Here is an 11,678-nt window from a genome sequence, read left to right on the forward strand (position 1 = left end):
GGCGCCGTTCCACCCTGTTTCGAGGTCGATGCAATGGATAAGGGCGCGGTCTTTCGCAAGCTCCATGAGGCGCCCGGCGCCTTCATCATCCCCAATCCCTGGGACATCGGCACGGCGAAGCTTCTCGCCGCCGCCGGCTTCAAGGCGCTCGCTACAACCAGCGCCGGCTTTGCCTTCTCGCGCGGCCTGCCCGATGGCGGCGTGCCCTTCGACGTGATGATCGCGCATTGCAAGGAGTTGGCCGGGGCCACCGACCTGCCGGTGTCGGCGGATCTGGAAAAGGGCAAGGGCGATACGCCGGAAAGTGCCGCCGAAACCGTTTTCGCGGCGGAGGCGGCCGGACTTGCCGGTTGCTCGATCGAGGATTTTTCGGGCGATCCCGACAAGCCGATCTATGATTTCACGCAGGCGGTCGAGCGTGTCGCGGCGGCAGTGCAGGCCGCGCGTGCGCTGCGGTGCGACTTCGTCTTCACTGCCCGCGCCGAGAATTTTCTGCACGGCCGGCCCGATCTGGACGATACGATCAAGCGCCTTCAGGCTTTCGAGAAGGCAGGCGCCGATGTGCTCTATGCGCCGGGCATCACCGATGTCGAGACCGTGCGCACCATCTGCTCGGCCGTGTCGAAGCCGGTCAACGTGCTGGCGGTGCCGGGTTTCAGCGTGGCTGCCCTTGCCGAAGCCGGTGCCAGCCGCATCTCGCTCGGCTCGAAGCTGACGACCTATGCCTTCGGCATGCTGCAGGACGCCTCGCGCGAGATGCTCGAAAAGGGCACTTTCGATTTTTCGCGCGACGGCCTGCCCTTTTCCACGCTGCAGGACATGTTCTCGGCTAGCCGCGCATGAAGGATCGCATCACCGTCACCGACATGCACACCGGCGGCGAGCCGCTTCGGATCGTCACCGGCGGCTATCCGGCGATCCCCTCCGGGACCACCATTCTGGAAAAGCGCGCCTATGTGCGCGATCAGCTCGACCATCTGCGCAAGATGCTGATGTTCGAGCCGCGTGGCCATTACGACATGTATGGCGCGCTGCTGGTCGAGCCGAACCTGCCGGGCGCCGACCTCGCCGTGCTGTTCATGCACAATGAAGGCTATTCCACCATGTGCGGCCATGCGGTTATCGCGCTTGGCCGCTATGCCGTCGATCAGGGGCTCGTGGCGGCGCGCGAACCGGTCACGACCGTCAACATCGAGTGTCCGTGCGGCATGGTGATCGCCTCGGTGGAGGTGAAGGACGGCAAGGCGGGTGCGGTATCGTTCGAAAGCGTGCCGGCGTTTCTGTTTGCGCGCGACCAGAGTGTGGATTTGCCGGGCCGTGGAAAAATCGCCTTCGACATTGCCTATGGCGGTGCCTTCTACGCGCTGGCCGACTGCCGGCAATTCGGGTTGGAATTCGGCAAAAGCCGCGCGCGCGATTTCGTCGATGCCGCGACCGCGCTGACCGAGCGGGTAAAGCGGGATTTTCCGCTCGCCCATCCCGATCACGACGATCTTGCCTTTCTCTACGGCAGCATCCTGACGGATGGTGGCGACGGTTCAGGCGGCGTGGCCACGAAAAATATCTGCGTCTTTGCCGAGGCCGAGGTGGACCGCTCGCCGACCGGCTCGGGCGTGACCGCGCGGCTGGCCGCCATGCACGCCAAAGACGAGTTGGCTGTGGGCGAGACGCGCCTGTTCGAAAGCATCGTCGGCTCGCGCTTTACGGGCGCGGTGGCGCGCGCAACGACGACGGGGCCGCATGACGCGATCGTCGCGCGCGTCGGCGGCCGGGCGTTCTATTCGGGCAAGGCCGAATTCTTCCGCGAGGAAGACGACGAACTCGGCCGCGGCTTTCTGGTGGTTTGAGCCTGAAGATTGCCGCTACGGCGGACCAACGTTCTTATCCCGCTCTCGCAGTGACGCGCTCGGGCCGCGCCAACGAAAGCTCGCGCGCCGACACCGCCTTGTGCAGATGCACCATCATGGCCGCCGCAAACAGCGGGGTGACCAGGTTAAGCAGCGGCACGGCAAGGAACGCCGCGACCACCAGTCCCGCCAGAAACACCGTGCCGGCATATTTGCGGCGCAGCGCCCTGGCCTCCGCTTCCGGCCGGAAGCGCATGGCGGCGAATTCGAAGAATTCGCGCCCCAGCAGATAGCCGTTCACGAGGAAGAACGCGCCGATATTGATGCCAGGCACCAGAAGCAGCAGCAGGGCGAACAGGTTGGCTACGACGACCACGCCGAAGAATTTCAGCGCCATGATCGTGGCAGGCCATATCGGCAGGGCGCGGCCGGGCGGATCGGCCGGGTAGTCGGTTCGCTCCACCACCTCGGCGATGTCGTCGAGGAACAGGCCGGCGACCAGCGCCGTCACCGGCGCGATCAGCAGCGCCAGGGCCAGCGCCAGCCCGATGCCGGCGAAGATCGCGGCAATCAGGCCAAGCCAGCCGGCCCAGGCGGGGAAGCCCGGCAGCAGCGCATCGATCCACGGCAGCGCGAGCAGGTCGAACAGTTTGTAGAGGCCGATCCACAGCGCCGCCAGCGCCAGCAGCGTTATGCCGAGCGTTTTCAGGAAGACCGCACGAAACTCGGGCGTGAACAGCCTTGCGGCGGCGGCGCGGGCGGCGTCGAAGATCATCGGCGGCGGTTCCTTTCACGTCGGGGCCTTTGCAGCGTCTCAGATAGGCAGGCGCCGGCTGGCCTGCAAGAATTGGGTCTTTTGTGGGGTTTGCAAAATCCACCCGAACGGCTAGACCCGCCAGCGGCCAGCGTGCCAGAACGTCCATCTGCCCGGTTCCGCGGAGATATCATGAGCCAATATGACGTGCTTTGCATCGGCAATGCGATTGTCGACATTATCGCCCAGTGCGACGATGCCTTCCTTGTCGAAAACAGCATCATCAAAGGCGCCATGAACCTGATTGATGCGGAGCGCGCCGAACTGCTCTACAGCCGCATGGGACCGGCGGTGGAAGCGTCCGGCGGCAGCGCGGGCAACACGGCGGCCGGCGTGGCAAGCTTCGGCGGGCGCTCGGCCTATTTCGGCAAGGTCAGCCAGGACCATCTGGGCGGTATCTTCACCCACGACATCCACGCTCAGGGCGTGGCCTTCGATACGCGGCCGTTGACCGGCACGCCGCCGACAGCCCGCTCTATGATCTTCGTCACGCCCGATGGCGAGCGCTCGATGAACACCTATCTCGGCGCCTGCGTGGAGCTTGGACCCGAGGATGTCGAGGCCGACAAGGCCAGTGGCGCCAAGGTGACCTATTTCGAGGGCTATCTGTGGGACCCGCCGCGCGCCAAGGAAGCCATCCGCCTCACCGCCGCCCATGCCCACGCAGCCGGCCGCGAAGTGTCGATGACGCTGTCGGACCCGTTCTGCGTCGACCGCTACCGCGACGAGTTCCTCGACCTCATGCGCTCCGGCACGGTGGACATCGTCTTTGCCAATGAGAGCGAGGTGAAATCGCTCTACCAAACCGAATCCTTCGACCAGGCGCTGGACCTGATCCGCAGGGATTGCAAGCTTGCCGCCGTCACCCGTTCGGAGCTGGGTTCGGTCATCGTGCGCGGCGACGAGACGGTCGCGGTGGACGCCATCGAGATCGATGAACTGGTGGACACCACCGGCGCCGGGGACCTCTACGCCGCCGGCTTCCTGTTCGGCTACACCACCGGGCGCAGCCTGGAAGATTGCGGCAGGCTGGGTTCGCTGGCGGCCGGTCTCGTCATCCAGCAGATCGGCCCGCGCCCGCGCCAGAATTTGCGCCAGCAGGCCGAGCAGGCGGGTCTGCTGTAAAGATTGCGTCCTGTGCTTTGAGGCCGGGGCTTTCGGTCCCGGCGCCGGCTCCGCTGGAGCCGCTACTCGCTTTCGTTCTCCAGCGCCGGCACGGACACGCCGGCCAGTTCGGCGGCAAGCAGGCGGGCGGCGCCTGCGCGCGCGATCCTGAGCATCAGCGCCTTGCGCGTCGCCGATGCCAGCCGGTGCTCGGGCGCATCGCGCAGGATTTCGGCGCCATAGCCGTCGGAGAGGATGAAGCCGCATTCCTGCGGAAAGATTTCAGCCGGCACTTCCGGATGCGTGGCGAAGAAGAAGCGGTCCGAATGCAGCCGATAATCCGGCCATTTGCGGTCCACGCGAAAATCCTCGATGGAGGATTTTATCTCGATGATCCAGATGTCGCCCTTGCGCGTCAGCGCGACGAGATCGGCGCGGCGGCCGCTCGCCAAAGACAATTCCGGCAGCACATGCGCGCCCATTTGTGAAAGCAGGCGTTGCACGCCCCGGCGCACCAGCATGGCGCGCTCCGACTGGCGCCCATCGACAAGCGGATTGGTGGAAACAGGAGAAACGATCGGCATCGGTGCACAATGCCACGTTATGTTCTCGTTTTGAACCCGTTTTTGCCGTTTCCTGCCAGTCTCATTTCCGGCGATGCCGGACGATTGCACCATGGGCTGGGTCTATCGCCGTGTCGATCTCGCTGACACAGTGCTGGGCAAAGCCTTCATAGACGCCCCGGTGCCACTCTCCCTCATGCAGGAGAACGCCCTGCAACCGCGCGAGTTCGAAGCAACGCCATGCGCCGCCGCGCGGCAGGCCCTTTTCCGAGCTGCCGGCGAACTGCCAGCCCAGCACTTTCCAGACGCCTGCATGCGTGCCGAGAAAATGCGCGCAGAAAGCGCGATCATGCCCGTCATAGCGGGCGATCACCTGCTGGCGGGCGGCGATTGCCTGGCGAAGCAATTCTATCTTTCGCTCAAGCTCCATCCGCATCCGCTTTCCGCGCGTCAGGCAGCCATGGCAGTTGCGCCATTGCGGGCGAAGGCGCGACCATCGCCGTCGAACAGATGCAGGTTGCCGGGCGATGCGGTCAGCCGGATGACCGCGCCGCGCGCGACCGGGACGCCGCCCGGCAGCTTGGCGATCAGCGGCTCCCCGGCGTGGCCGAGGTCGACATAGACGAGCTGCACCTCGCCGAGCTGCTCGATATAGTCCACCTTGCCTTCGAACAGCACGCCGCCATCCAGCTCGTCGGCGATGCCGAGATCCTCCGGACGCACGCCGAAGCTGACCTTCGTGCCGGCGGCACTTTCCGGCGTCTCGATCGGCGCATGCGCCACTGCGCCGTCGGTCAGGCGCACGGCGGTGGGCGCGCCGGCGCGCTCGATGGTTGCCGGCAGGATGTTCATGGCGGGTGAGCCGATGAAGCGGGCGACGAACAGATTGCCCGGATGGCAATAGAGCTCCATGGGCGAGCCGACCTGCTCCACGCGCCCGTCCTTCAGCACCACGATGCGGTCGGCCAGCGTCATCGCCTCGACCTGGTCGTGGGTGACATAGACCATGGTCGTGTCGGGCATGCTTTCCTTGAGCTTGGCGATCTCGATGCGGGTGGCGACGCGAAGTGCTGCATCGAGGTTGGACAGCGGCTCGTCGAACAGGAAGACTTTCGGGTTGCGCACGATGGCGCGGCCGATGGCGACGCGCTGGCGCTGACCGCCCGACAGCGCCTTGGGCAGGCGTGCCAGATAGTCCGTCAGTTGCAGGATTTCCGCCGCCTGCCGCACGCGCCGGTCGATCTCGGCCTTGCTTTCGCGCGCGATCCTCATGCCGAAGGCCATGTTGTCGTAGACCGTCATGTGCGGATAGAGCGCATAGGATTGGAACACCATGGCGATGCCGCGCCGCGAGGGCGGCACGTCGTTGACCAGCTCGCCGGCAATGCGCAACTCGCCCGAGGTGATGTCTTCCAGCCCGGCGATGCTGCGCAGCAAGGTCGATTTTCCGCAACCCGACGGCCCGACGAAGACGATGAACTCCCCGGACTTTATGTCGAGGTCGATGCCGTGCAGGATTTCCAGGCTGCCGTAAGATTTCCTGATATCGCTCAGTATGAGATCGGCCATGCGAATCCTCCCATTGCGGCTTCAGGCCCTGCGGCCGAACCATGCGCCATAGGCGCCGAGCCGGATGGCGCCGGCGCCTGCGTCGCCAGAAAAACCGTAGCCGGCGAGCGGCTGTGGCGCGGCCGGTCCGCCAAGATCGATCGCCGTCGGGTGCGCGCCGAGATTGAAGGCGCAGACGATTTCCTCATTGCCGAGGCGACGCGTGAAGGCGACCGTGTCTTCCTGCGTGTCGAGGAAGGCAATGTCGCCCTTGGCGAGTGCCGGATGGGCGCGGCGAAAGGCGAGGAAGCGGCGATAATGTTCCAGCAGCGAGCCCGCGTCGCCCGTTTGCGCATCCACCGCGCGCGGCAGGTGTTCGGGCGGCACGGGCAGCCACGGTTTCGCGGCCGAGAAGCCGCCATTTTGCGCCTTCTCCTCCCACACCATCGGCGTGCGGCAGCCGTCGCGGCCCTTGAATTCCGGCCAGAAGCGGATGCCGTAGAGGTCTCGCAAATCCTCGAAGGCAAGCTCTGCTTCCGTCAGGCCCAGTTCCTCGCCCTCGTAGAGGCAAACTGAACCGCGCAACGACATCAATAGCGCCGACAGCACCTTCAGATAGGCAGTGCGGTCGGCTTCGCCCGCGCCCCAGCGCGTGGCGTGACGCACCACGTCATGGTTGGAGAAGGCCCAGCAAGCCCAACCATCGCGCGCCTCGCGGCCGAAGGTTTCCAGCACGCTGCGCACCTTCTGTGCCGTGAGCTTTTCCGGCGCGAGAAAATCGAAGGCGTAGCACATATGCACGCGGCTGTTGCCCGCCGTGTAGGCCGCGACGATTTCCAGCCCGCGCTGCGCGTCACCCACCTCGCCGACCGCCGTGGCCGCCGGATATTCGTCGAGCAGCGCGCGGAAGCGTTCGAGGAACGCAAGGTTTTCCGGCTGGCTCTTGTCGTGGAGATGGTCCTGGTAGTTGTAGGGATTGACCGAGGGCGCGATGGTGTCGTTGCGCTGGTCCGCCGGCAAAGGCGGGTTGTCCTCCAGCCCGGCCGAGTGGAAATAGAAATTGATCGTGTCGAGGCGAAAACCGTCCACGCCGCGTTCCAGCCAGAATCGGGTGGCGTCCAGCACTGCGTCCTGAACTTTCCTGTTGTGGAAGTTGAGATCGGGCTGCTCGGCGAGGAAATTGTGCAGGTAATATTGCTGCCGGCGCGTGTCCCATTGCCAGGCCGAGCCGCCGAAGATCGACAGCCAGTTGTTGGGCGGCGTGCCGTCCGGTTTTGCGTCGGCCCACACGAACCAGTCCGCCTTCGGATTGTTGCGCGAGGCGCGGCTTTCCCTGAACCAGGGGTGCTCGTCAGAGGTGTGGGAGATGGCCTGGTCGATCATCACCTTCAGCCCCAGCCGGTGTGCTTCCGCCACCAGCACGTCGAAATCGGCGAGCGTGCCGAACATCGGATCGACGTCGCAATAATCCGACACGTCATAGCCGAAATCCTTCATCGGCGACCTGAAGAAGGGCGATATCCAGATCGCGTCGACGCCGAGCGCGGCGATATAGGGCAGGCGCTGGACGATGCCCTTGAGATCGCCGATGCCGTCGCCATTCGTGTCCTGATAGCTGCGCGGATAGATCTGGTAGATCACCGCGCCGCGCCACCAGTCGCGATCGGCGGCGGGCTTCTGGTTGCCGGTATCGGTCTGCAAGCGGTCAGCCTCCCTTGACGGAGCCCGCGAGCAGGCCGCGGACGAAATAGCGCTGGAGCGAGAAGAAGACGGCCAGCGGCACCAATATGGTGACGAAGGCCGAGGTGGTGAGAATTTCCCAGTTGCCGCCGCGCGAGCCGAGCAGATTGTTGAGCCTGGCCGTCAGCACCATCTGGTCGGCATCGGTGCGCAGGAACACCATCGCCACCAGAAGGTCGTTCCACACCCACAGGAACTGGAAGATGGCGAAGGAGGCGAGCACGGGGAACGACAGTGGCAGCACGATTTTCACGAAGATCTCAAAATCGCTGGCGCCGTCGATGCGCGCCGATTCCATGATTTCGCGCGGCAGGCCGGCGATGTAGCTCCTCAGCAGATAGATGGCGAAGGGCAGGCCAAAGCCGGTATGCGCCAGCCAGATGCCGAGATAGGTTTTTGCCGGCACGCCGAAAAAGGCGCCGACGCCGTTGTACATCTTCAGCAGCGGAATCAGCGACATTTGCAGCGGCACCACCAGCAGGCCGATGATGGTGGCGATCAAGAGCGCGCGGCCGGGAAAGCGCATCCAGGCCAGCGCATAGGCCGCGAAAGTCGCGATCAGGATCGGAATGACCGTGGCGGGTATCGTCACCGTCAGCGAATTGATGAAGGAACGGCCGATGCCTTCGGAAAACAGCACCGTTTTGTAATTCCCGGCGGTGAAGCTGGGCGGGATCGACGCCGCATAATAGACGCGCCGGCCGCGATCTCCCTCGAATGCGACCGGCGAGGACATGACATAGGAGCCGTCATCGTTGACTTGCAACGTCGTGCCTTTGCCGAGGTCGGCGACCGTGCCGGCCGGAAACTCCGCCGGGGCCTGCGCCCTGATGCCGAAGGCAGTCAGCTTGCGGCCGTCGCCGGCGCCGAACAGATTGCCCGTGATGAGGAACCTGCCGTCCTTTTCCACCTGATCCGAGCCGCTGGCGAGACGGCCAGCCTCCATATGCGTGGACGTGGTCAGTGCCGTCCACCAGCCGGAAGCCACGATCTGGTCCTTCTCGCGCAATGACGAGACGAGAATGCCGAGCGTCGGGATCGTCCAGAGGATGACGAAGGCGGCGACGGCGAGATGGACGCCGAAGCGGCCGAGAAAGGATTTTCCGGGTGCGCGCGCCATGTCAGTGGCCCCCGTCCTCGCGGGTCGCCTGGCGGATGTTCCAGACCATGATCGGCACCACGGCCAGCATGATGACGATGGCGATGGTCGCGCCACGCCCGAAGTCCGTGCCGCGGAACATCCAGTCGAACATCAGGTTGGCCAGCGTGTTGGTGTTCCACTGCCCGTTGGTCATGGTCAGGATGATGTCGAACACTTTCAGCACCAGTATGGTGATGGTGGTCCACACCACCGCGATGGTGCCCCATATCTGCGGCACCATGATCTTCCAGAAGATCTGGAAGGGGCTTGCGCCGTCGATGGTCGCGGCCTCGATGGTTTCCTCCGGAATGCCGCGCAGCGCAGAGGACAGGATGACCATGGCAAAGCCGGTCTGTATCCAGATCAGGATGACCATGAGGAAGAAATTGTTCCAGAACGGGGTCGATACCCAGACCTGCGGCTCGCCGCCGAAAAACTGCACCAGCGCGTTGAGGATGCCGATCTGCGTCTGGCCGTCGCCGCGATATTCGTAGACGAATTTCCAGATCACGCTGGCGCCGACGAAGGAGATGGCGAGCGGCATGAAGATCAGGCTCCTGGCGAGCGTGCCCCACCAGATGCGGTCGGTCAAAACGGCAATCACCAGCCCGAGGAAGGTGCAGGCCGCCGGTACGACGAGCAGCCACAGCAGATTGTTGAAGATGGCCTGCCGGAATTCGCGGTCGCCCAGCGCCCAGGAATAGTTGGACAGGCCAACGAAGTTCTGCCCGCCACGGTCATGGAACGAATAGTAGAAGGTCGCGATGACCGGATAGATCAGATAGACGCTCAGGACGATCAGCGCCGGGCCGATGAACAGCCAGGGCCGGATGTAGCCCTGCCGGCGCAGATTGTCGATTGCGGTGGCACCGGAGACGCCGCGCGCGGGAAAGACGAGGTCGAGCAGCCGGTTGGCCCCCCAGAAGTAGACCACGCAGCCGCCGACGCCGATGAGCACCGTGACGATTGCCGAGACTATCTGTGCCGTCATGGGGTTCTTTTTCCCTGTTCAATGACGTTTGGGCAGAAGGAGATCCCCTTTCCGTCGCGAAGCGAGGCTGAGCCAACCTCTCCCAAGGTGGCCCGCTAAGCGGCTGGATAAGCGGCATCAGGACGCGGCGACGCTGACTCCCGCTACTTGATCGCATCCCAGCTTTTCTGGATTTCGGCCGCCACGTCGCCCGCCGGCTTGCCGCCGACCAGATCGATCATGCCGGTCCAGAAGGCGCCCGCGCCGATCTTGCCGGGCATCAGGTCCGAGCCGTCGAAGCGGAAGGTCGAGGCGGTGGCGAGGATTTCGCCCTGCTTCTTCAGCGCGTCGCTGGCATAGGCCTCCTGGTTGACCGATTTGAACGGCGTGACGAAGCTGCCCTGCGCCATCCACAGCTCATGCGCCAGCGGCATCTTCAGGAAGTCGATGAAGGCGCGCGCGGCCTTCGAATCCTTGGTGATCATGGCCAGCGTGCCCGCGCCCAGCACCGGGTTGCCCAGCTCCGGCTTCGAGGCATAGGGCGGGAAGTAGAAGAAGTCCGCATCCTGTCCCAGCTTCGTGCCTTCAGGGAAGAAGGACGGGATGAACGAGGCCTGATGGTGCAGATAGCACTTCGGCGGAACGGCGAAGAGGCCCTTGGGGCTGTCGCGGAAATCGGTCGCCGCCACGGCGGAAGCGCCGCCGTCCACCAGTTTGTCGTCGGTGGCGATCTTGGAGAAAATGTCGAGCGCACCGACCACGGCCGGATCGTTGAACGGAATGTCGTTCGTCACCCACTTGTCGTAGGTCTCGGGCGGCTGCGTGCGCAGCATGATGTCCTCGACCCAGTCGGTCGCCGGCCACCCGGTCGCACCGCCGGAGCCCAGCCCGATGCACCAGGGTTTGCCGCCGTCGGCCACGATCTTGTCCGACAGCGCCTGCAGTTCCTCCTGCGTCCTGGGAACCTCGTAGCCGGCTTCCTCGAAATTGTCGGGCGAATACCAGACCAGCGACTTCACGTCGGCCTTGTAGGGGAAGGCATAGAAGCCGGGCTTGCCGTCCTTGTCCTTGTAGGTGCCGAGATCGACCCAGGATCGGCCCGCGCCGTAATTCTCCTTCACCCATTCCGCCGTTTCATCGCCGAGTGGGGTCAGGAAACCCTTGGAGGCAAGGTCCTGTATCAGGCCCGGCTGCGGCAGGATGGCGATATTGGGCGGGCTGCCGGCCTGCGTGTCGATGACGATCTGCTGCTCGTAGTTCTCGGAGGAGGAATATTTCAGCTCCACGCCCGTGGCCTGGACAAAATATTCCAGCACGTTGCGTACCAGCGCCTCGTCCTCGCCGCGCCACGGGCCGAAGATGGTCAGCGTCTCGTCCTTGAGATCGACCTTCTGGAGGTCGTCGAAATCCTGCCAGTGGAAACGGGCATCCTCGCCCGGCTTGAACTTCAGCTCCGCATGCGCGGGTGCGCCGAGCGCAAGTGCTGCCAGCGCCGCGCCCAGAAAAAGGCCTTTGTGCATCGAGTGTCCTCCCGTTCGGTCATTTTCCCGGACGAACCTCCCTTCGTCCCGCCGACACCGCCCAGGGCGCCCCGCTTCAGGCGGGATCGCAAGGCTTCCGAAAGGAACTTTCTTTCGAAAGTCTCCAAAGCGCTTTGGCTCGGGGCGCATCATCGCCGTGGAAAAGCGCGGGTGTCAAGCGAAGGGCAGGTGGCGGGGAGCGGCAGGCTATCGACATTCGCGCCGGGGGGCTTTAGGGCGAGGCAGACGACGTCAACGCTGAAAGGCCCGCCCATGACCGCAAAGACCCTGATTGCCCCTTCGGTCCTGTCGGCCGATTTCTCCCGCCTCGGCGACGAGGTCGAGGCGGTGGCAGCCAGCGGCGCCGACTGGATCCATCTCGACGTCATGGACGGCCATTTCGTCCCCAACATCACCTTCGGCCCGCCGGT

General features: G+C 64.5%; 11 protein-coding genes and 1 pseudogene. 4 read left to right on the top strand and 8 right to left on the bottom strand.

Translation table 11 applies throughout. The annotated features are described in order from the left end of the window. The first annotated feature begins 33 nt into the window (after positions 1–33). Entirely contained in the window at positions 34–843 is an 810-nt protein-coding gene (locus C7441_RS22890; RefSeq protein WP_109614855.1) for an isocitrate lyase/PEP mutase family protein, read from the top strand. Beyond that, positions 840–1,847: a proline racemase family protein gene (locus C7441_RS22895; RefSeq protein WP_109614856.1), complete on the top strand. Its 1,008-nt coding sequence runs from the start codon at positions 840–842 to the stop codon at positions 1,845–1,847. Before C7441_RS22890 ends, C7441_RS22895 begins: the two co-directional genes overlap by 4 nt. 34 nt (positions 1,848–1,881) lie before the next feature. On the opposite strand, the gene C7441_RS22900 is transcribed toward C7441_RS22895, so the two are convergent. Then, entirely contained in the window at positions 1,882–2,622 is a 741-nt protein-coding gene (locus C7441_RS22900; RefSeq protein WP_109614857.1) for a sulfate transporter family protein, read from the bottom strand. Between the two features lie 171 nt (positions 2,623–2,793). Here C7441_RS22900 and C7441_RS22905 point away from each other — a divergent pair, with 171 nt between their 5' ends. Continuing rightward, a complete protein-coding gene (locus C7441_RS22905) occupies positions 2,794–3,786 on the top strand; it encodes an adenosine kinase (protein WP_019172066.1) in 993 nt (330 codons plus the stop codon). A 62-nt stretch (positions 3,787–3,848) separates the two neighbouring features. Here C7441_RS22905 and C7441_RS22910 read toward each other — a convergent pair whose 3' ends face one another. The 7 genes from C7441_RS22910 to C7441_RS22940 form a co-directional block, all read right to left on the bottom strand. Next, the gene (locus C7441_RS22910) at positions 3,849–4,349 is read right to left on the bottom strand and encodes an MmcB family DNA repair protein (protein WP_109614858.1); all 501 of its coding nucleotides are present in this window, start codon (positions 4,347–4,349) and stop codon (positions 3,849–3,851) included. Between the two features lie 61 nt (positions 4,350–4,410). Then, the gene (locus C7441_RS22915) at positions 4,411–4,758 is read right to left on the bottom strand and encodes a hypothetical protein (RefSeq protein ID WP_109614859.1); all 348 of its coding nucleotides are present in this window, start codon (positions 4,756–4,758) and stop codon (positions 4,411–4,413) included. Between the two features lie 20 nt (positions 4,759–4,778). After that, on the bottom strand, positions 4,779–5,897 hold the full coding sequence (locus tag C7441_RS22920; protein ID WP_109614860.1) for an ABC transporter ATP-binding protein: 1,119 nt from the start codon (positions 5,895–5,897) through the stop codon (positions 4,779–4,781). 21 nt (positions 5,898–5,918) lie between these two features. Continuing rightward, on the bottom strand, positions 5,919–7,577 hold the full coding sequence (bglA, locus tag C7441_RS22925; protein ID WP_109614861.1) for a beta-galactosidase BglA: 1,659 nt from the start codon (positions 7,575–7,577) through the stop codon (positions 5,919–5,921). Positions 7,578–7,581: 4 nt separating this feature from the next. Next, the gene (locus C7441_RS22930) at positions 7,582–8,736 is read right to left on the bottom strand and encodes a carbohydrate ABC transporter permease (protein ID WP_109614862.1); all 1,155 of its coding nucleotides are present in this window, start codon (positions 8,734–8,736) and stop codon (positions 7,582–7,584) included. 1 nt (position 8,737) lies between these two features. Continuing rightward, a complete protein-coding gene (locus C7441_RS22935) occupies positions 8,738–9,748 on the bottom strand; it encodes a carbohydrate ABC transporter permease (protein ID WP_109614863.1) in 1,011 nt (336 codons plus the stop codon). A gap of 143 nt (positions 9,749–9,891) precedes the next feature. Beyond that, the gene (locus C7441_RS22940) at positions 9,892–11,247 is read right to left on the bottom strand and encodes an ABC transporter substrate-binding protein (protein WP_109614864.1); all 1,356 of its coding nucleotides are present in this window, start codon (positions 11,245–11,247) and stop codon (positions 9,892–9,894) included. A 273-nt stretch (positions 11,248–11,520) separates the two neighbouring features. Between C7441_RS22940 and C7441_RS22945 the strand changes: the two are divergent. After that, positions 11,521–11,678, top strand: a pseudogene (locus tag C7441_RS22945) (ribulose-phosphate 3-epimerase); the annotation flags it as partial.

Origin of the sequence: Pseudaminobacter salicylatoxidans (assembly GCF_003148475.1) — a bacterium.
Lineage (GTDB): Bacteria > Pseudomonadota > Alphaproteobacteria > Rhizobiales > Rhizobiaceae > Pseudaminobacter > Pseudaminobacter salicylatoxidans.